The sequence below is a fragment of the Microlunatus soli genome (genome assembly GCF_900105385.1).
GTDB lineage: Bacteria > Actinomycetota > Actinomycetes > Propionibacteriales > Propionibacteriaceae > Microlunatus > Microlunatus soli.
Genome location: NZ_LT629772.1, coordinates 1,233,867 through 1,252,645, shown reverse-complemented (window position 1 = coordinate 1,252,645; position 18,779 = coordinate 1,233,867). Strand labels below are relative to the sequence as shown.

The 18,779-nt window shown below is 67.8% G+C and carries 20 protein-coding genes; 11 read left to right on the top strand and 9 right to left on the bottom strand.

The window, feature by feature from the left end:
• Positions 1-16: 16 nt before the first annotated feature.
• Complete coding sequence (gene glgA / locus BLU38_RS05855; RefSeq protein ID WP_091532005.1) at positions 17-1,237, bottom strand: glycogen synthase; 1,221 nt, start codon at positions 1,235-1,237, stop codon at positions 17-19.
• A 469-nt stretch (positions 1,238-1,706) separates the two neighbouring features.
• Here glgA and glgC point away from each other — a divergent pair, with 469 nt between their 5' ends.
• Positions 1,707-2,924 carry a glucose-1-phosphate adenylyltransferase gene (gene glgC / locus BLU38_RS05850; RefSeq protein ID WP_091521292.1) on the top strand — a complete coding sequence of 406 codons (1,218 nt, stop codon included), beginning with the start codon at positions 1,707-1,709 and terminating at the stop codon, positions 2,922-2,924.
• The gene (locus BLU38_RS05845) at positions 2,924-3,208 is read left to right on the top strand and encodes a hypothetical protein (RefSeq protein ID WP_091521289.1); all 285 of its coding nucleotides are present in this window, start codon (positions 2,924-2,926) and stop codon (positions 3,206-3,208) included. Before glgC ends, BLU38_RS05845 begins: the two co-directional genes overlap by 1 nt.
• A gap of 56 nt (positions 3,209-3,264) precedes the next feature.
• On the opposite strand, the gene BLU38_RS05840 is transcribed toward BLU38_RS05845, so the two are convergent.
• Positions 3,265-3,942, bottom strand: a complete 678-nt coding sequence (locus BLU38_RS05840; protein WP_231920193.1) for an O-methyltransferase — start codon at positions 3,940-3,942, stop codon at positions 3,265-3,267.
• A gap of 147 nt (positions 3,943-4,089) precedes the next feature.
• Between BLU38_RS05840 and BLU38_RS05835 the strand changes: the two genes are divergently transcribed.
• The 6 genes from BLU38_RS05835 to BLU38_RS05810 all read left to right on the top strand — a co-directional run bounded on the left by BLU38_RS05835 (position 4,090) and on the right by BLU38_RS05810 (position 9,666).
• Positions 4,090-4,311 carry a biotin/lipoyl-binding carrier protein gene (locus BLU38_RS05835; protein ID WP_091521282.1) on the top strand — a complete coding sequence of 74 codons (222 nt, stop codon included), beginning with the start codon at positions 4,090-4,092 and terminating at the stop codon, positions 4,309-4,311.
• Positions 4,312-4,336: 25 nt separating this feature from the next.
• Entirely contained in the window at positions 4,337-5,227 is an 891-nt protein-coding gene (gene dapA, locus BLU38_RS05830; RefSeq protein WP_091521278.1) for a 4-hydroxy-tetrahydrodipicolinate synthase, read from the top strand.
• A gap of 306 nt (positions 5,228-5,533) precedes the next feature.
• Positions 5,534-6,235 (top strand): RNA polymerase sigma factor SigE, encoded by a 702-nt coding sequence (gene sigE / locus BLU38_RS05825; RefSeq protein ID WP_091521275.1) that lies wholly within the window; start codon positions 5,534-5,536, stop codon positions 6,233-6,235.
• On the top strand, positions 6,232-7,758 hold the full coding sequence (locus tag BLU38_RS05820; protein WP_091521272.1) for a zf-HC2 domain-containing protein: 1,527 nt from the start codon (positions 6,232-6,234) through the stop codon (positions 7,756-7,758). The genes sigE and BLU38_RS05820 overlap by 4 nt, the downstream gene beginning before the upstream one ends.
• 83 nt (positions 7,759-7,841) lie before the next feature.
• On the top strand, positions 7,842-9,116 hold the full coding sequence (locus tag BLU38_RS05815; RefSeq protein WP_091521268.1) for a S1C family serine protease: 1,275 nt from the start codon (positions 7,842-7,844) through the stop codon (positions 9,114-9,116).
• A gap of 100 nt (positions 9,117-9,216) precedes the next feature.
• Entirely contained in the window at positions 9,217-9,666 is a 450-nt protein-coding gene (locus tag BLU38_RS05810; RefSeq protein ID WP_091521264.1) for a sec-independent translocase, read from the top strand.
• 39 nt (positions 9,667-9,705) lie between these two features.
• Here the strand turns inward: BLU38_RS05810 and BLU38_RS05805 are convergent, their stop codons facing one another.
• Together BLU38_RS05805 and BLU38_RS05800 are read right to left on the bottom strand one after the other, a co-directional pair.
• Positions 9,706-10,392: a hypothetical protein gene (locus BLU38_RS05805; RefSeq protein ID WP_091521260.1), complete on the bottom strand. Its 687-nt coding sequence runs from the start codon at positions 10,390-10,392 to the stop codon at positions 9,706-9,708.
• A gap of 59 nt (positions 10,393-10,451) precedes the next feature.
• Positions 10,452-10,664 (bottom strand): hypothetical protein, encoded by a 213-nt coding sequence (locus tag BLU38_RS05800; protein WP_091521257.1) that lies wholly within the window; start codon positions 10,662-10,664, stop codon positions 10,452-10,454.
• A 49-nt stretch (positions 10,665-10,713) separates the two neighbouring features.
• Between BLU38_RS05800 and BLU38_RS05795 the strand changes: the two genes are divergently transcribed.
• The gene (locus BLU38_RS05795; RefSeq protein ID WP_231920192.1) at positions 10,714-11,352 is read left to right on the top strand and encodes a hypothetical protein; all 639 of its coding nucleotides are present in this window, start codon (positions 10,714-10,716) and stop codon (positions 11,350-11,352) included.
• 71 nt (positions 11,353-11,423) lie between these two features.
• On the opposite strand, the gene BLU38_RS05790 is transcribed toward BLU38_RS05795, so the two are convergent.
• Positions 11,424-11,675, bottom strand: a complete 252-nt coding sequence (locus BLU38_RS05790; RefSeq protein WP_091521252.1) for a hypothetical protein — start codon at positions 11,673-11,675, stop codon at positions 11,424-11,426.
• Between the two features lie 33 nt (positions 11,676-11,708).
• Between BLU38_RS05790 and BLU38_RS05785 the strand changes: the two genes are divergently transcribed.
• Entirely contained in the window at positions 11,709-12,176 is a 468-nt protein-coding gene (locus BLU38_RS05785) for a hypothetical protein (RefSeq protein WP_091521249.1), read from the top strand.
• Between the two features lie 9 nt (positions 12,177-12,185).
• The gene (locus BLU38_RS05780) at positions 12,186-14,054 is read left to right on the top strand and encodes a beta-L-arabinofuranosidase domain-containing protein (protein WP_091521245.1); all 1,869 of its coding nucleotides are present in this window, start codon (positions 12,186-12,188) and stop codon (positions 14,052-14,054) included.
• 61 nt (positions 14,055-14,115) lie between these two features.
• Here BLU38_RS05780 and BLU38_RS05775 read toward each other — a convergent pair whose 3' ends face one another.
• The 4 genes from BLU38_RS05775 to BLU38_RS05760 all read right to left on the bottom strand — a co-directional run bounded on the left by BLU38_RS05775 (position 14,116) and on the right by BLU38_RS05760 (position 18,757).
• Positions 14,116-15,315, bottom strand: a complete 1,200-nt coding sequence (locus BLU38_RS05775) for an Mrp/NBP35 family ATP-binding protein (RefSeq protein ID WP_091521241.1) — start codon at positions 15,313-15,315, stop codon at positions 14,116-14,118.
• Between the two features lie 133 nt (positions 15,316-15,448).
• On the bottom strand, positions 15,449-15,994 hold the full coding sequence (locus BLU38_RS05770; RefSeq protein ID WP_091521238.1) for a DUF1003 domain-containing protein: 546 nt from the start codon (positions 15,992-15,994) through the stop codon (positions 15,449-15,451).
• Positions 15,994-17,271: a magnesium transporter MgtE N-terminal domain-containing protein gene (locus BLU38_RS05765; RefSeq protein ID WP_157683232.1), complete on the bottom strand. Its 1,278-nt coding sequence runs from the start codon at positions 17,269-17,271 to the stop codon at positions 15,994-15,996. The genes BLU38_RS05770 and BLU38_RS05765 overlap by 1 nt, the downstream gene beginning before the upstream one ends.
• 46 nt (positions 17,272-17,317) lie before the next feature.
• Positions 17,318-18,757 (bottom strand): glucose-6-phosphate dehydrogenase, encoded by a 1,440-nt coding sequence (locus BLU38_RS05760; protein WP_091521234.1) that lies wholly within the window; start codon positions 18,755-18,757, stop codon positions 17,318-17,320.
• Positions 18,758-18,779 lie beyond the last annotated feature (22 nt).

Genomic DNA, 18,779 nt, shown 5'->3' with positions numbered 1-18,779 from the left:
ATCACCTCTGCGCCCGTCAGCTCGTCCCCGACACCTCACCGGCATGCAGCTCGCCGGCATGGACCTCGATCGCCCGGCGATACACCGCAACGGTCTCGGCGGCGATCTTGGCCCAGGAGAATTCGTCGATGCAGCGCTGCCGTCCGGCCCGCCCGAACGCGGCCGCCTTCGCCGGGTCCCGGGTCAGCTGATTGATCTTGTCGGCCAGCCCCTGTTCGAAGGCGGCGATCGCCGTCGGATCCTCGGCTCGTTTCGGGTCGTAGTCGACCAGGTGACCGGTCTCACCGTCGACCACCACCTCGGGGATGCCGCCGACGGCGCTGGCGACGACCGCGGTCTGACAGGCCATCGCCTCCAGATTGACGATGCCGAGCGGCTCGTACACCGACGGGCAGCAGAACACCGTCGCGTGCGACAGGATCTGTCGCACCTCGGCGCGTGGCAACATCTTCTCGATCCAGATCACGTTCCCGCGGGTCTGCTGCAGGTGCGCGAACGCCTCGCCGACCGATCGGGCGATCTCGGGGGTATCGGGTGCGCCGGCGAGCAACACCAGTTGGGTGTCGGGATCGAGATGTTCGGCGGCCCGGACGAGATGGATGAGTCCCTTCTGTCGGGTGATCCGGCCGACGAACACCGCGTAGGGGGCGTCGGTGCTGATGCCGTGCGCGGCCAGCACGTCGGTCTCCGGATCGGGCCGGAACTCCTCGGTGTCGATCCCGTTGCGGACCACATGCACCTTGTCCGGATCAAGATCACGATAGGAGTCCAGCACATCGCGACGCATCCCCGAACTGACCGCGATCACGGCGTCGGCGGACAGGAACGCACTCCGCTCGGCCCAGGACGACAGCCGATAACCACCGCCGAGCTGTTCGGCCTTCCACGGACGGTGCGGTTCGAGAGAATGGGCGGTGACCACATGGGGGATGTCGAGATACAGCCCGGCCAACCGGCCGGCCAGGTTGGCGTACCAGGTGTGGCTGTGGACAAGATCAACATCGCTGTCGGCCAGTGCGGCGACCATCGACAGATCCGCGCCGAACACCCGCAACGCGGCGTTAGCGCCCGGCGGAAAATCCTCGGCGTGAGCGGTTGCTCCCTCCCGCGGCTCGCCCATGCACTGCACGTCGACGTCGGCCAGGGCGCGCAGTTGCGGGACCAGTTGTCCGACGTGAACACCGGCACCGCCGTAGATGGCGGGCGGATACTCCCGGGTCAGGACCGAAACGCTCAACCGATCGCCAGCATCGTTCATAGCGGCATCGTTGCACGAAGGTCGTCGCGGTCAAACAGCCGATCGGTCCACATCCACCCGGCCGGTCAGGACGATGTGCCACCACGTGCTGCGGGGTGGCCGATGATCGCCGACCGCGGGGGCGATTTTGGTATCACGTACTGCGATGTGTGCCCGGGGGAGTCGTGTGCCGGGGCGATTCGGTAACACGTACTGCGGTGTGTGCCCGGGGAGTCGTGTGCCGGGGCGATTTGGTAACACGTCCTGCGGTGTGGCCCGGGAATGCCGTACGCCGCGGGCGATTCGGTATCACGTCCTGCGATGCGTCCGGCGATCGACGGCTGCGGAGGGCGATTCGGGATCAGGTACGGCGAATCGTCGCGACCGGACGGAGGTTCCGCAGCGTTCGGGTGGCCACGAACGCCCGGTGCCCTTGCTCTGCGACCCGTCCGGGCCATAGGTTCGGCTCATGGCAGCGCGTCCGAAGATCCTGTCCATCGTTCTGGCGGGCGGCGAGGGCAAACGCCTGATGCCGTTGACCATGGACCGGGCCAAACCGGCCGTCCCGTTCGGGGGGACCTACCGGTTGATCGACTTCGTGTTGTCCAACCTGGCCAATGCCGGCCTGCGGCAGGTGTGCGTGCTGACCCAGTACAAGTCGCACTCGTTGGACCGCCACATCTCGCTGACCTGGCGGATGTCGACGATGCTCGGCAACTACGTGACTCCGGTGCCGGCCCAGCAGCGGCTCGGTCCGCGCTGGTATCAGGGCAGTGCGGACGCGATCTTCCAGTCGATGAACCTGATCACCGACGAGGACCCCGACTACATCGTGGTCTTCGGCGCCGACAACATCTATCGGATGGACGTCTCGCAGATGGTCGAGGCGCACATCGACAGCGGGCTGGGTTGTACGGTCGCCGGCATCCGGGTGCCGCGGAGCCAGGCCAGCGCATTCGGGGTGATCGACGCCGGGGCCGACAACAAGATCAACTCGTTCCTGGAGAAGCCGGCCGATCCGCCCGGACTGGCCGACGATCCGGAATCCTCCTATGCCTCGATGGGTAACTACATGTTCACCCGGAGTGCGCTGGTGGATGCATTGGACGCGGATGCGGCCGACACCGATTCCCGGCACGACATGGGCGGCGACATCATTCCTGGCTTCGTCGGCAAGGGCGACGCCCAGGTCTACGACTTCACCGAGAACTCGGTCCCGGGCGCGACGGTGAAGGACAAGAACTACTGGCGCGACGTCGGCACCATCGACGCCTACCACGAGGCACACATGGATCTGGTGTCGGTCGAGCCGATCTTCAATCTCTACAACAACGACTGGCCGATCTGGACCTTCACCCCGCAGATGCCTGGCGCTAAGTTCGTGCTGGACGGTGTCGCCGAGGACTCGATCGTCAGCCCGGGCTGCATCATCTCCGGCGGACAGGTGGAGAGCTCCGTGCTGTCACCCGACGTCCGGCTGCAGGAGCGCTCGATGATCAACCGATCGGTGCTGATGTCCGGTGTCCGGGTCGGTGCCGGTGCCGTGGTCGACAACGCGATCCTGGACAAGAACGTCGTGGTGCCGCCCGGCGCCCAGGTCGGAGTTGATCATGAGCTGGACGTGGCCCGGGGCTTCACCGTCTCCGACGCCGGCATCACCGTGGTCGGCAAGGGGATCCGGATCTGATGAACGAGCAACGGCCGACCAGACGCGAGAACCACCGGGCCAACCGGCGTGGCTGGCAGGACCTGAACGATCGCCAACGGGTGATGATCATCGGCGCCGGTGCCTTGGACCTGGGGTTGCGGTTGGCCGGCTTGATCGACATCATCCGTCGTCCGGCCGCCGAGGTCCGTGGGCCGAAGCCGCTGTGGATCGTCGCGCTCTCGGTGGTCAGCTCCGCCGGCCTGCTGCCGGCGACGTACTTCGCCCTGGGCCGGCGGCGCGCGCCGCGACGCCGGGCGTCCTGAGCCCGACCCCGTGATCACGGAGCGTGATCACGGAGCGTGATCACGGAGCGGGGCCGTCAGAGCTTGACCGAGACCAGCAATCCGTCGCCGGTCGGCAGCAGCGTGCTGACCAGACTCTCGTTCTCCTTGATCGCAGTCAGGGTGGTCCGGATCGACTCGGTCTCGTCGTCGGTGTTGGCCGGGTCGGCGGTCTTGTTGTGCCACAGCGTGTTGTCGATCACCAGCAGGCCCCCGGACCGGAGCAGCCGGAGCGCCTGCTCAAGGTATTCGACGTACTCCAGTTTGTCGGCGTCGATCAGCACCAGGTCGTACGCGCCGTCGCTCAGCTTGGGCAGCACGGTCAGCGCCGCTCCGGCGATCAACCGGAACCGGCGGGCCGGGATGTCGACCGCGGTGAACGCCTGCCGTGCGGCGTTCTGATGCTCGGGCTCGATGTCGACCGAGGTGAGGACGCCGTCCGGCGCCATCCCGGCGAAGAGCGCGAGACCGGACACACCGGCACCGCTGCCGACCTCGACCACGGCTCGGGCGCCGATCGCCCGTGCCAGCACGGTCAGGGTGGTCGCCGCGCCGCGGCCGACCGGGGTCGCGCCGAACGATCGCGCCGCCTCGCGGGCGTCGACCGCAGCCTGGCTCTCCTCGACGAACAACTCCGCGTACGCCCAACTCTGGGCCGTCGGGTGGTCCGCGCCGGTGGCGGCGGGGGTGGCGTTGCCAGCATCCGCAGTACTCACGGCGTTCACCCTACCGAAACGGCCGGTCGGCGTGCGCGGTGAGCGTCCGGGTGGCACGAACCAGAAATCGGTCGGACACCATAGGATGTGCGCCATGAGATCGCATCGCCCCGTGTTCGGCGGCCCCGTGCCGGTCGGCTCGCTCCGATGAGCCACACGGTCGCGGCCGAGCTGGTGGCGAACGTTCTCAAGGTCGAGGTCGAGGTCGGGGCGAAGGTCTCGGCGACCGATCCGGTGGTGATCCTGGAATCGATGAAGATGGAGATCCCGGTGCTGGCCGATGTCGCCGGTGTGGTGGTCGAGGTGATCGCCACCCAGGGTGACGTGGTGACCGACGGCGACCCGCTCGTCGTCATCGAACAGGCGTGATGGGCAGCAGAGAGGTAAGCCGACGATGATCTACACAGACGGGCCGATGTTCGGCCGGCTGCTGACCGCCATGGTGACCCCGTTCGCCGCCGACGAATCGGTCGATCTGGAAGCGGCAGCTGATCTGGCGCGCCACCTGGTCGACGATCTCGGCAACGACGGCCTGGTGATCAGCGGCACCACCGGCGAGTCACCGACCACCACCGACGAGGAGAAGGCCGAGCTGCTGACCACCGTGATCGACGCGGTGGGGGACCGGGCATCCGTGGTCGCCGGCGTCGGCAGCTTCGATACCCGGCACACCGTGGAATTGATCTCCGTCGCCCAGCAGGCCGGTGCCGACGGTGCGTTGGTCGTGACGCCGTACTACTCCAAGCCGCCGCAGTCGGGCATCATCCGGCATTTCCACACGGTGGGCGATGCAACCGAGTTGCCGATCATGATCTACGACATCCCACATCGCACCGGGACGGCGGTCGCCACCGAGACACTGATCGAGCTCGCCCAGCACCCGCAGATCGTCGCGGTGAAGGATTCCAAGCGCGATTTCGAGGGATCGGCGTGGGTGATGGCCGAAACCGATCTGCTCTACTACTCCGGCGACGACGCGATGACCCTGCCGCTGCTGTCGCTGGGTGCGGTCGGACTGGTCGGCACCTCGACCCACTTCAGCGCGGTCGGCACCAAGCAGCTGATCCAGGCCTACCTGGACGGCAAGATCGAGGAAGCGACCCGGCTGCATCGCCAACTGCTGCCGATCTACACCGGGATCTTCGCCACCCAGGGCTGCATCCTGGTCAAGGCCGGACTCGAGCTGCAGGGACGCCCGGTCGGCGGGCTGCGGTCACCGCTGCTGCCGGCCACCGACGAACAGCGCGCCGCGCTGCAGAAGTCGCTGGCAGCCGCCGGTCTCTGACCGCACCCGAGCCACCCCCAGCACCGCCCGATCCACGCCTCCAGCCGACCGACCGACGCGGTAGCTCGGTGTCCGCCGATACCGAACTGCCGGGGCGGGAACAATGCCGGCCGGGCCCGCGTTGGCACGGATGAGAGTTGGCTAAGAGAAGTGGTCGGAGACTTGGGCGGTTTGCCAGTGTTCTCACAGCGGTTTACCAGGAAGGCTCACAAGAATGAGCCGCCAGGGCAGCAAGCCCTGCGCCGATCCGAAGCCACCGCTGTACCGGCCTCACGATCGGGCGTCGCCCCGACGAGAGGTGAGCCGATGTCCCAGCCGACCTGGCCAGCTCCCAATCCTGCCGAACGTCGCAGCCCGGCGGCCGGATCGGCGCCAACCAGCGCCGCGATCTCGCCTGCCGCCGACGAGGAGTGGACACCGCCGACCTGGGACGAGGTCGTCCGCGACCACAGCGCCCGGGTCTATCGGCTGGCCTATCGACTGACCGGCAATCCGCATGATGCCGAGGACCTGACCCAGGACGTGTTCGTCCGGGTCTTCCGTTCGCTGCACAAGTTCCAACCGGGCACCTTCGAGGGCTGGCTGCACCGGATCACCACCAACCTGTTCCTGGACTCGGCGCGTCGCAAGCAGAAGATCCGCTTCGACGGTTTCGCCGAAGGATCCGAGGAACGGTTGCAGAGCCCGACCCTGGCGCCGGCGGAGCAGTTCGACGAGGCGGGCCTGGATCACGATGTCGCCGCCGCGTTGAAGGCGCTGGCGCCGGAGTTCCGCGCCGCCGTGGTGCTGTGTGACATCGAGGGCCTGAGCTATGAGGAGGTCGGGGCCGCGCTCGGGGTGAAGATCGGCACCGTCCGGAGCAGGATCCATCGCGGCCGGGCGCAGTTGCGGACGGCGCTGGCCCACCGCAATCCTTCCGCCGCGCACTCCCGGTATTTCGGCGTCGACGCCGAGCCGGGCGAGTCGCTGCGGCCGATCGGACTGATGGGAGCCATGGGTACGGCGTGAAGCGATCCTGTCAGGCCTTCGCCGAGGCGCGTTCGGCGTACGTTGACGGTCACCTCGGGGAGGGGGAGCGGCAAGCGCTGCTCCGACACCTGTCCGACTGTTCGGCCTGCCGCTGTGAGGTCGCCGCCCTGCAACGTCTCCGATCGCTGCTCACCGACAACGGCCGCGGCCGGCCCGAACCGGTACCGATGGAACTGGCCAACCGGCTGGCCGCGATCGCGGCCGAACCCCATCCGTCACACCGCAATCGAACGCTGACCACCTCAGCCGCCGCCGTCCTGCTGGCGTTGGCGCTGATCACCGGCGTCGGCTACCTGGCCGCGCCGGCACAACCGGGCGGCGTCGCCGACCCGACCGCGTCGGTCCGGACCGATTTCGCCGCCACCGTCGCCCAGCTGCCGCTGACCAATGAGGCGGTTGCCGCCGCGCTGTCGGTCGATCCGCGGGCGTTGCGGGACAACCGGGTCGGGGTGCCGTCCGATCCGACGATGACCGGCGATGCGCTGGATCAGGATCGGATCTCGGCGATCCTGGCCAAGGCGAGTTGGGCCCGGAGCCGGGTGCCGCATGCCGGCGTCGTACGGGTGCTGGCTCCGCGTGACGACCGAACCACGGCCGCCGATGTGGCGGTCAGCTTCGTGCCCGGCAGCGGCAACTCGGTACGGGTCCGCAGCATCAAGGGCGAGCAGTTGGCCCAGGGGCTGATCCCGACGCCGGCCGCGTCCCGACTGGCAGGCAGCGCCGAACTGATCCAGGCGTTGCGCGCCGGCTACCGGTTGAGCGGCACCGACGGTGGCACCCTGCTCGGACGGCCGGTGAGCCTGATCGAGGCGCGCCATCCCGGCGCCCGGGATGCAGACATCCCCGCCGCACGCTGGTGGATCGACAATCGCACCGGTCTGGTGCTGCGACAGCAAAATTACGACCACGCCGGCCGGCTGGTGCTGTCCGCCGGCTACAACTCCGTACGGATCGGTGCCGTTGCCGACGGAGCGGACTCCGCGGCGGACGATCCGAACCGGTCCGATGAGCTGGCGGCCGGCGGGCCGGGGCTGTCCGGGCTCGCCGCCCAACGTCCGCTCGCCGCGTGGTCCACCACGGCGGCGTTCACCACCTCCAGCGCCGGGCAGTTGTCCGAACAGGGATGGTTCTGCCATTCCGAATTGGCCGGCCTCTCACTGGTCAGGCTCCGGGCCGACGCGTCGGCCGAGCCGGGCGTCCTGCACATGGTCTACACCGACGGGTTGTCCACCGTCAGTGTCTTCGAGCGGCGCGGATCGCTGGCCCGGCCGCCCGCTGAGTCGGAGTGGGATCCGGCGCTCGGCGCCTACCGCGACGACGCGATGCTGAACACCGCGACCTGGCAGTCCTCCGATGCGGTCTTCACCGTGGCCACCGACGGGTCGACCGCCTTGCGGGACCGCGTGTTGGCTGCGCTGCCCCACGATCGACCCGTCGATCGAACTACGATGGAACGCGTTGGCGCCGGCTGGGCTCACATCTTCGATCACGCGCATTCCTGATCGGTGGGCGGCCGCCCCGTTGTTGATCTGCCCGACAGCCGACGAACCGGGCCGACTGATCGTGGTGAGGTAGGGACCAGGCGATGACCGAGGGCAGCGATCCGTACCGGCCCGGATTCAGGTCGCCGCAACCTGATCGGTCGGACCCGACCGGAGGGCAGCAGCTCTACCCGGCGCCCGATCAGCCGCCGACCAACGCGCCGCGCCGACCTCGCCGATCACGTCCGATGGTTGCCGTGCTGGCCACTGTCGTCATGGTCGCCTTGGCCGTCGGCGGCGGCGCCGGCTACCTCGGCAGCAGAATCGCCCAGTCCACGGCCCCGTCGGCTGGCCCGTCGTTCGGCAGTGGCGGTCTCGGACCGACCGCACCGGCCCCGGCCAACAGCAATGCGCCCAACAACAGTGCACCCACCAGCACCTCCTCGGTCCCGGCCTCCAAGGGGGCCGCGGACACCGTGACCATCGCCGAGCAGCTGCTGCCGAGCACGGTCACCATCCGGGTCAACACGGGCAGCGGCACCTCGCTCGGTTCCGGTTTCGTGATCGATGGTGAGGGCCGGATCATGACCAACAACCACGTGGTCGACGCCGACGGCGCCATCTGGGTGACCAACTCCGCCGGCCACCGGGAGAAGGCGTCGGTGCTGGGCCGCAGCGCCAGCTACGACCTGGCAGTGATCCAGGTCGACAAGCCCGCCGGTTTTCGGGCGGCCCGGCTCGGCGACTCGGCCAAGATCAAGGTCGGCGAGGCAGCGGTCGCGATCGGATCGCCGCTCGGCCTGGGCGGTTCGGTGACCGAAGGGATCATCTCGGCGGTCAATCGTCCGGTCTCGGTCGGCGAGGCCAATTCGGGTGACGGGCCGGCCTACCTGAACGCATTGCAGACCGATGCACCGATCAACCACGGCAACTCCGGGGGCCCATTGGTCGACGCCGGCGGTGCGGTGATCGGGGTCAACTCGGCGATCCTGACCGGTTCCGGTGCCACCAGCAGCAGTGAGGACAGCGGCAACATCGGCATCGGTTTCGCGATCCCGATCAATCAGGCCCGCCAGATCGGGCAGTTGCTGATCACCGACGGCTACGCCACCTATCCCGTACTCAATGCGACTGTCTCCGGAGACGGGAGCGGTTCCGGAGTGTTGCTGTCCAGCGTCACGCCGGGTGGGGCGGCCGACCTTGCCGGTCTGCAGCCCGAGGACATCGTGACGTCGATCGACGGGCAGCCGGTGGCCGAGACCGAGGACCTGATCGTCGCGGTCCGCAACCACCGTCCGGGTGACACGATCAAGCTCCGCTACGAGCGGGACGGCAGCACCCACACGGCGACCTTGAAGCTCGCGTCCAAGCGCGGCTGAGTTCGGAGTCCGGGCGGGATCCGGATGCCGGCTGAGTTTCCTGGAATCGTCGTCTAGTCTTGCCCGAGACGGGCGAAGCGCCGGGAGGGGTTGACGCGGGATGTTGGACATCGGGGCACCGGAGCTACTGCTGCTGGCCGTCATCGCGGTGATCGTGTTCGGACCGGACAAGCTGCCGGTGATGGCGCGGAAGGCCGCCGCTGCGTTGAAGTACGTCCGCGGCATGGCCGGTAACGCGCAGAACCAGCTGAAGACCGAATTGGGCGCCGACTTCGACGATGTCGACTTCCGGGACCTGAACCCGAAGGCGTTCGTCACCAAACACCTGTTTGCCGACGTGCAGCCGATGGTCAGCGACGTCAAGGACGACCTGGCCCAGATCACCAGCCTGAGCAAGGGCACGGTCAGCGACGCGACCGCTGCGATCGACGAGGCGAAGTCGGGCGGCACCCGCAAGCAGATCAGCACCGGCAACGGCGTCACCGCCACCGTGGTTCCCGCCCTGGCCGGCCCAAGAATCAGTACGCCGTTCGACCCCGACGCCACCTGACGCGGGTCTGGGCCCGTCCGGTCGTTGGGACCGATCGGGTCAACGGCGATGCCGGAGATCACGGCGAGCGGAGACCTCGGCAAACCCGACCCGACCGCCGACGTAGCGGACATCGGGATGTCGGGGGTGCGCCGGTAGCTCCAGTGCCTCCAACGAATCGCGTAGTGCCGCGGCGCCCGGCAGCGCTCTTTCGACGGCCCGGACACCCGGTCGGTAGCCGTCCCGCACCCTGATCCCGAGGGGAGTCAGCTGCACGCGGTGGGATCGATCAACCGTGACGGCGCCGTGTCGCTCCAGCCCCGATTTGCCGTTGCCGGTGATCCGAGAATCGGCAGCGCCGTACCCGCAGGGATAGTGCGAATACTCCAATGGCAGTTGGGAGACGAACGACTCCAACGGCGCGCGGAGCGATGTCGGAGTCCACTCCTGCTCCGCGTGGCTGATGGCCGCGCCCCATCGACGCCGCGCCCGGCTGGCGGGTTCGTTCAACCGGATGATCTTGCCGTCCCTGGTTGCCCATCCCGATCGCTCGACCGCTCCCGTCATCGACCGCACGGCGCGTCGGGACAACCGCACCCGCCCGGGGAGTTCTCTGACGTCGACGCCGTCGTCGTCGATCACCCGCAGCAGGTTCGACCACAGCACGACCTCCTCGGCACCCTGGCGCTCACACTCCCGGGTCAGATCCAACAGCGCAGCCGACAGCAGCACGTTCAACGGAACCATGCGGTGACGCTAGTGCACCCCGCCGACACTCCCGCGCGGCATGCGGTCCGGGCGCGGGCTTACAGGAGATCGAGGAGCACCGTCGGTATCCGGGAGCCTGAGGCCATGATCTGCCGATCGGCGACGGTACGTCGCAGCATCGCGATGTCGAGACGGCTGGGGTCGATGGCCTCAAGGGTGGCACGGAGCCGGTGCTGCTGGTCGCGGGCGATCATCGTGCCGAGCTGTAACTCGATCGGCACGACCGGCAGCACGGTGCCGTACCAATCCATGGCGACCGCGAGGGTTCACGACGCGGCCGAGAGCCGATACGGTCCTGCAGTGCCTGTCAGCAATGTTGATCATGACGAGCTGGTCCGAATTTACGGTCCGTGGCGGAAACGGACGCCGGCGGATGTCGCCGAACTGCTCGCCGACTATCAGGGACGTTGGTGGGTCGCGGGCGGCTGGTCCCTGGAGACATTCAGCGGCGTACCGCGTGATCATGGTGACGTCGACCCGAGCATCCCGCGCAGCGAGCTCGGTCTGCTCCGGCGCTACCTTGCCGGTCGGATCGACCTCTGGTCGGCCGACCAGGAAACGCTGCGGATCCTGCTTCCCGGCGACGTCGGTGCCGACGATCACCTGGTCCCCGACAGTTGCGAGAACGTCTGGGCTCGTCGCAGCGGCGGCGATCCGTGGGAGTACGACATCATCCTGATGACCACGGTGGGCGACCGGTGGGTGTTCAAACGGGACGCGCGGACGTCACTGCCGCTCGATGAGATCGTCTGGACCCAGGACGGTGTCAACTACCTGCGCCCGGAGATCCAGCTGCTGCACAAGGCCGCCGGTCTCCGTCCGAAGGACCAGGCAGACTTCGAGGCCGTTCGTCCGTTGCTGGACGCGGGCGCTCGGCATTGGTTGCGGGAGGCGATCGCGTTGACGCATCCGGGGCACCGCTGGCTCGCCGATCTGTAGCCTTCGCGACCAGCCGGCGCCCCGAGGTCGTCAGGGAACGTTCCAACAGGAACGGCCCGTCGGTCCATAATTCATCTGACCACCCGAAGCCGGGGCGGCGACGATGGTGGATCCGAGTCGGGTTCGGCGGCCCGGTTGGTGATCGGCCGAACCTCGCTGGCCTTGACCCAGGTGGCCGAGTCCTCGGAATCGGAGAACGCGGGCAGGACGTACAGCCACTCGCCGTCGTCCCGTTCTTCCCGGTCTTCAACGGACGCGGGAATCCAGACGTTGTCGCCGAGCGGATCCTTGCCTGCCAGGAATGAAACCTGTTCAGTGCCCATACCTGCGACGTTAGCACGCATGTTCGAAAATCGATGGAGAACCGAGGAAGCAGCCATGACGCTTTCATCAGGATCGGACTCGCGATCCTGCTGCTCGACCAGCTCGTCGTCGACGGCTGGAACGCCGTCCATCCCGCGAGTTTCTGTCGCTACTTCCCGACTGTCGACCTGACGCCGCCGTTCAGCGAGCACCACGCCCGCGACTTCGGCGAGGCGACCCTGGGAACCGCCGTGATCATCCTGATCGCCCTGATCCGGCCGAGGGCACACTTCGTGATCCCCGCGATGCTGGCCTACTCGGTGTTCTCGGTGCCGCACTTCTTCTTCCACCTGACCCACCTGGAGATGGCGACCACCGGTCAGGCGATCTTCCTGACCGGCGCGAATGCGACCGTTGCGCTGCTCGGGATCGCGATCATGCTCGTCACGATCACCCGCGGCCGGGCCAAACCGGTCACCGGTCCGGACGGGGTCGACAGCAGGAGAGCCAGGCACCGTTAGGCTCGAGGTGTGACGTCGTCGAACAGACCCCGCCAGGCCGAGCTGCCGCTCGGTGCCATCCGGCCCGAGGGCTGGCTCCATGATCAACTACGGTTGCAGGCCGACGGACTGACCGGTCGGCTGCCCGAGGTCTGGCCCGATGTCGGCCCGGACAGCGGCTGGCTCGGCGGCACGGGGGAGTCCTGGGAACGTGGCCCGTACTATCTGGACGGGCTGCTGCCGCTGGCCTACGTCCTCGATGATCAAGATCTGATCGACCAGGTCCGGCCGTGGGTGGAGTGGATGATCGGCTCCCAGCGTGCGGACGGCTGGTTCGGCCCGGCCGGCAACGACGACTGGTGGCCGCGGATGGTCGCCTGCAAGGTGCTCTGCCAGCACCACGACGCCACCGGCGACGACCGGGTGCCGGAGCTGCTGAGCCGCTATTTCCGTTACCAGCTGGACAATCTGGTCCAGCGGCCGCTGTCCGGTTGGGGTCGGGTCCGGGGAGCGGACAACGTCCTCAGTGTGTTGTGGTTGCATCGGCTGACCGGCGACGACTGGCTGCTGGAGCTGGCCGATCTGTTGCTGGCCCAGACCGAGGACTGGGGCCGTTACCTGACCGAGGATCTGGTCACCGGTCGCGCGTTGTTCTTCGACCACCGGACCCACGGGGTGAACGTGGCGATGGGGCTCAAGACCGAGGCCGTTCGCTTCCTGCGGACCGGTGATGATCTTGCTCGGCAACGTACCCGGGACGGACTGGCGGCACTGGAGCGGTGGCACGGTCTGGCGCACGGATGCTTCTCCGGTGACGAGTTCCTCGGCGGACGGGAGCCGACCGCCGGGGTGGAGACCTGCCTGGTGGTGGAACTGATGTACACCTACCAGCAACTGGCCCGGATCTTCGGTGACGGTGAATGGGCCGATCGACTGGAGACGATCGCCTACAACCTGCTGCCGGCCAGCTGCGATCCGCGGATGCTGGCCCATCAATATCACCAGCAGGCCAACCAGGTCAGGGTTTCGGTGGGCAGCCGGCCCTGGACCTACTCCAGCGACGATGCCAACCTTTTCGGGTTGGAACCGCACTTCGGTTGCTGCACCGCCAACCTGCACCAGGGCTGGCCGAAGCTGGTCAGGACTCTCTGGATGCACACCCTGGACACCGATGGCGCCCCCGACGGACTCACCGCCGTCAGCTACGCTGCCTGCTCGATCCGGGTCACGATCACCGGCGCCGAGGTCCGACTCCGGGTGCGGGGCGATTATCCCTTCGACAGCGTGATCACCATCGAGGTCGAGTGCGACCGCCCGGCGTCGTTCCCGATCCGGCTGCGGATCCCCGGCTGGTGCAACGATCCGCGCGTCACTGTCGCCGGAGAGGTCGAACAGGCAGAGATCGTCGACGACCATCTGGTGATCACCCGGCAGTGGGCCGGTGGCGAGACGATCCAGCTCGAGTTGCCGACGAAGCCGCAATTGGAGCGACGGGAGAAGCAGGCCGTCGCCGTCCGCTACGGTCCGTTGATCATGGTCGCCGGCGTTGCCGAGAACTGGATCCCGGTGCCCGGCGCACCCGGCTTCGGGGAGTGGGAGGTGCACCCGCGCAGCTCCTGGAACCACGGCATCGTTGCCGATGATCATGAAAACTGGGTGATCGACAAGCGCCCGATCAGCGCCGTGCCGTTCGCGGCCGAGGATGCGCCGATCCGGATTCGGGTGCCCGGTGCGCGGATCCCCGGCTGGGGCTTGGACGGGGAACAGGCAGCACCGCTCCCCGAAGGCCCGGTGCTCGGTTCACCGGTCGGTCACGAGGTGACGCTGACGCCGTACGGCAGTGCCCGCCTCCGGGTCACCGAACTGCCGACGGTCGCCGCCCCTCATCCGGGAGCCTGAGCCCACAAAGGTCCCTGAGCCTGTCGAAGAGCCCCTGGACCTGGGGCGTCATCTGGCTGTATCAGCGACCGGCCGGTTGCAGGTTGAGCTGCCGGCCGGCCAGCCCACGGCCGCGCTTGATCAACTTCTGCGCCAGCCCGGTGAGGGCCTCCGACGAGGGCTCGGCCGGTGCGGTGCCGACGATCGGCTTGCCGAGATCGCCGCCGGCGCGCAGCTGCGGATCCAACGGCACCTGGGCCAGTAGGTCGACGTCGTAGCCGAGCTGTGTGCTGAGGGTCTCGGCGACCTCCTGGCCGCCGCCGCTGCCGAAGACGTCGTAGCGGTGCTGCTTGCCGCAGTCGGGGCAGCTGACCTGCAGGAACGACATGTTCTCGACCACGCCGATCACCCGCTGGTTGACCATCGACGCCATCGTGCCGGCGCGTTCGGCCACTTCCGCTGCGGCCTGCTGCGGGGTGGTGACCACGATCACTTCGGCATTCGGCAGCTTCTGGCCGACCGAGATCGCCACATCACCGGTGCCCGGCGGCAGGTCCAGCAGCAGGAAGTCCAGGTCGCCCCAGTAGACGTCGGCCAGCATCTGGTGCAGTGCCCGGTCCAGGATCGGCCCCCGCCAGGCGACCACCTGGTCACGGCGCGGCTTGAGCATCCCGATGCTCATCACCTTGAGATTGGTGCGACCGTCGGAGTCCGGTGCCGTCGGCACCGGCATGATCATGTCCTCGACCGAGGTCGGCCGGGCGTCGGCGATGCCCAGCATGGCCGGCACCGAGTGTCCGTAGATGTCGGCGTCCAGCACACCGACACTCTGGCCCTGCGCGGCCAGTGCCATCGCCAGATTGACCGTCACCGAGGACTTGCCGACACCGCCCTTGCCGGACGCGATCGCGATCACCTTGGTCAACGAGTCCGGCTTGGCGAACGGGATCTCCCGGTCGGTCTGGCCGCCCTTCAGCGAGTCGCGCAGCGCGGTCCGCTGCTCGTCGCTCATCACGCCGAGCGTGATGTCGACCGACTCGATGCCGGGCACGGTCACCGCGGCCGCGGTCACGTCGCGGCGCAGGGTGTCCTTCATCGGGCAGCCGGCGACCGTCAGCAGGATCTCGATCTCGGCCCGGCTGCCGTCGACGATGTCGATCCGTTTGACCATGCCGAGGTCGGTGATCGGTCGCCGGATCTCCGGGTCGTTCACTCCGTCCAACACCTTGGTGATCTGGCTCACCAGTGGGTTGTCAGGGCTGGTCGTCTCAACATCCGGCATACCCGCCAGCGTAATAGCCCACCCGACCCGCACCGCCCCCGGTACCACTCCGCAACCGTCCGCCGCCCCACACACCCGCCGACCCGTCAGTTTCTCCCCGACACGCCCGGCGTTTCGGGGAGAAACTGACGGGTCAGCGGGAGGGGGTGGGTTGCTGGGGTGGGTCGTCGAGCTCGGCGAGGATGGCGCGCAGCTCGGTGCGGAGTTCGGCGCGCAGGTAGTCGCGGGTGGCCAGTTCACCGACCGACATCCGCAGCGAGGCGATCTCGCGGGCCAGGTAGTCCATGTCGGCCCGCGTCTGGGCGGCCTGCCGGCGGTCGTCGTCGAGGGCGACCCGGTCGCGGGCCTCCTGCCGGTTCTGAGCCAGCAGGATCAACGGCGCGGCATAGCTGGCCTGGGTGGAGAAGAACAGATTGAGCAGGATGAACGGGTACGGGTCCCAGCGCAGCCCGAACAGGCCGATGAAGTTCAACAGCACCCACAGCACGACGAAGCCGGTCATGTAGGCCAGGAACCGGGCCGTACCCATGAAGCGGGCGAACGCCTCGGCGAAGTTGCCGAACGCGTCGCCGGAGATGCGCATCCGCGGCAGCCGGCGTTGTCGACTGCGGCCAGGAGTGTCGAGTCGTTCGGAATCGCGTTCGGAGTCGCGGCGGGATTCACGCGGTGCTCGTGCCATCAGTTCGCCTCCTCGCTGTCGCTCATCGCGTCGAGCTGATCACCTCGCCAATCCTGTGGCAGCACGTGATCAAGAACGTCGTCAACGGTGACTGCGCCGATCAGTCGCCCCGCCTTGTCGACGACCGGTGCGTTGACCAGGTTGTAGGTGGCGAAGTAGCGGCTCACCGCGTGCAGATCGGACTGGTCGCTCAACGGCTCCAGATCGGAGTCGATCAGCCCGGACACCAATACCGACGGCGGTTCCCGCAGCAACCGCTGGGTGTGGACACAACCGATCAGCCGCCCGGTCGGGGTCTCCAGCGGCGGTCGGCAGACGAAGATCATCGCGGCAGTGGCCGGGCTCAGCTCTTCCTGCCGGACCAGGGCGAGCGCATCGGCGACGGTGGCATCGGGCGGAACGATCACCGGTTCCGGCGTCATCATGCCGCCGGCGGTGAACTCCTCGTAGGTCAGCAGTCGGCGCAGGTCCTTGGCCTCGTCGGGTTCCATCTCACCCAGCAGCAACTCGGCCATCTCGGCCGGCAGCTCGGCGATCAGGTCGGCGGCGTCGTCGGCGTCCATCTCCTCCAGGACCGCCGCCGCCCGTTCGACATCGAGAGACTGGATCAGCTGCACCTGCTCGTCCTCGGGCAACTCCTCCAACGCGTCGGCGAGCTTCTCGTCGTCCATCCCGGACGCCACATCCGCCCGGCGCTGCGGAGTCAGCTCGTGCAATTCGCGTGCGACGTCGGCGGCCTTCATATCCTCCATCTCGGCCAACAACTGCTCCGCCGCCTGACCGTAGGATCCGAGCATCGCGGCGATGTCGGACCACTCCACGATGGAGACCTGACCCTTGCGGGTGAAGGGTCGACCGAACCGACGGCTCCGGGTGGCCTCGCGGACCGCGACCTCGGAGACCTCCCAATCGTCATTGCGGACCTGATGCATCGCCACGTCGAAGATCACCCACGGACCGGGCGCGGACGGCTGCGTGACCTGTTGATCGAACAGGTCCTCCACCACCAGCGTCTCGGAGTCCCGGCGGGCGAACCGGCGGGTGTTGACCACTCCGGAGGTGACGATCTGGACCGCGTCGATGCTGCGGACGCGCTGCATCGGGACGAAGATCCGGTGCCGGGCGAACAGCTCGACGACCAGTCCTTTCACCCGCGGCGGACGACTCAACGTCCGCTCACTGATCACCACATCGCGCAGTTTGCCGATGGTGTCGCCGGCATCGTCCACGATCGCGCAACCGCGGATCCGGGAGATGAAGATGCTGGGCCCGTTCACCCCGCGAGAGTACCGCGTCCGTGCCTCCGGATCGGTACGAACGTGCTCACTCCCGTTCGGTCATCCAGCCCAGCCCGTCGGTCAACGCTTCGGCCTGCTTCGGGCCCCAACCGTCCGGCTCGTACGGCAGCGGCTCGGGCGGATCGGCCAGCACCGGTTCGGCCACTCGCCAGGCGTCCGCCAAGCCGGCTGAACTGGTGAACAGCGAACGGTCGCCGAGCAGCACGTCGTGGATCAACGCGACGTACGGGTCCAGCGCTTCGCCTCCGGAGACCTCGCCCAGGCTGAGATCGATCCGTTCCTCCCGCAGGGTCAGGTCGGGGCCCGGACGTTTCATGATCAACGCCACCGCGATCGACCCGCTGCCCTTCAGTGAGATCTCCAGCCGGGCCGCCGCATCGTCAAGATCGCCGAGCGGTCCCTGCGTCTCGCGCATGATCAACGACACCAGTTGGTCGTCGCCGGCCATCCGTTTCCCGCTCCGCAACACGAACGGCACACCGCGCCACCGATCGGTGTCGACCCAAAGTCTGACCGCAGCCAACGTGTCGGTGGTCGAGTCGTCGGTGATCTTGTCGATGTCGGTGTAGCCGTCGAACTGACCGAAGACGACCTCGGACGGATCCAGCGGCCGGAACGCCGCCAGCACCTGCTCCCGGGCATCCTGCAGGTCGTCCGGTGCGATGCTGGCCGGCGGATCCATCGCCACCTCGGCGGCGACCTGGAACAGATGGGTGGCGATCATGTCCTTGAAGGCGCCGGTGGCGTCGTAGAACTCGGCCCGTTGCGCGACGTCCAGCGGTTCGGGTGCGTCGATCTGGACCTGGGCCACGGCGTCGGCCGACCAGATCTTGTTGATCATGGCATTGCCGAACCGCAGCACGTGCAGGTTCTGGGTGGCTTCCTTGCCCAGGAAGTGATCGATCCGGAAGACCTGCTCCTCCTTCATCACCGAATGGACCTGCTCGTCCAGCTCGGTGAAGGACTGCAGCGAGGTCCCGTACGGCTTCTCGAACACGACCTTGGCGTTCTTCAGCAGGTCGTGCGCGGCAAGCCCGGCCACCACCTCACCGAACGCCACCGGCGGAACGGCGAGATAGTGCACGTACTGAGCGCCGTCGCCGATGCCGTCGGCGGCCTCGCCGATCACATCCAGCAGACTGCCCGGATCGGTCTCGTCGAAGCCACCACCGGCGAACCGCAGCCGATCGGAGAAGTCCTTCCACTGCTTGTCGTCGATCTTGTCGCTGCCCGGCCCGAACTCCTCCAACGAGGCGCGGACCCGTTCGGCGAAGTCCTGGTCTGCGTCGGCACCGCGGCCGTTGCCGACCAGTACCCACTCCGGCGGGGTGAGTCCCCGGCAGAACAGGTCGTAGAAGGCCGGCAGCACCATCCGCCGGGACAGGTCGCCGGTCGCACCGAACAACACGAACACCGTCGGCGTGGGCGCCTGCTGCGGGCCGGAACTGATCGTCTGCTGCGGCATCGTTCCTCCTGGTGGGATCCTG

What these genes read in the sequence shown, in the direction of transcription:
- BLU38_RS05805 (WP_091521260.1), bottom strand. Translation starts at nt 10,392, where the DNA reads ATGGTTCCGTTGAACGTGCTGCTGTCGGCTGCGCTGTTGGATCTGACC.
- dapA (WP_091521278.1), top strand. Translation starts at nt 4,337, where the DNA reads ATGATCTACACAGACGGGCCGATGTTCGGCCGGCTGCTGACCGCCATG.
- BLU38_RS05810 (WP_091521264.1), top strand. Translation starts at nt 9,217, where the DNA reads ATGTTGGACATCGGGGCACCGGAGCTACTGCTGCTGGCCGTCATCGCG.
- BLU38_RS05770 (WP_091521238.1), bottom strand. Translation starts at nt 15,994, where the DNA reads ATGGCACGAGCACCGCGTGAATCCCGCCGCGACTCCGAACGCGATTCC.
- BLU38_RS05785 (WP_091521249.1), top strand. Translation starts at nt 11,709, where the DNA reads ATGGAGAACCGAGGAAGCAGCCATGACGCTTTCATCAGGATCGGACTC.
- BLU38_RS05845 (WP_091521289.1), top strand. Translation starts at nt 2,924, where the DNA reads ATGAACGAGCAACGGCCGACCAGACGCGAGAACCACCGGGCCAACCGG.
- sigE (WP_091521275.1), top strand. Translation starts at nt 5,534, where the DNA reads ATGTCCCAGCCGACCTGGCCAGCTCCCAATCCTGCCGAACGTCGCAGC.
- BLU38_RS05790 (WP_091521252.1), bottom strand. Translation starts at nt 11,675, where the DNA reads ATGGGCACTGAACAGGTTTCATTCCTGGCAGGCAAGGATCCGCTCGGC.
- glgC (WP_091521292.1), top strand. Translation starts at nt 1,707, where the DNA reads ATGGCAGCGCGTCCGAAGATCCTGTCCATCGTTCTGGCGGGCGGCGAG.
- BLU38_RS05800 (WP_091521257.1), bottom strand. Translation starts at nt 10,664, where the DNA reads ATGGATTGGTACGGCACCGTGCTGCCGGTCGTGCCGATCGAGTTACAG.
- BLU38_RS05835 (WP_091521282.1), top strand. Translation starts at nt 4,090, where the DNA reads ATGAGCCACACGGTCGCGGCCGAGCTGGTGGCGAACGTTCTCAAGGTC.
- BLU38_RS05760 (WP_091521234.1), bottom strand. Translation starts at nt 18,757, where the DNA reads ATGCCGCAGCAGACGATCAGTTCCGGCCCGCAGCAGGCGCCCACGCCG.
- BLU38_RS05815 (WP_091521268.1), top strand. Translation starts at nt 7,842, where the DNA reads ATGACCGAGGGCAGCGATCCGTACCGGCCCGGATTCAGGTCGCCGCAA.
- BLU38_RS05775 (WP_091521241.1), bottom strand. Translation starts at nt 15,315, where the DNA reads ATGCCGGATGTTGAGACGACCAGCCCTGACAACCCACTGGTGAGCCAG.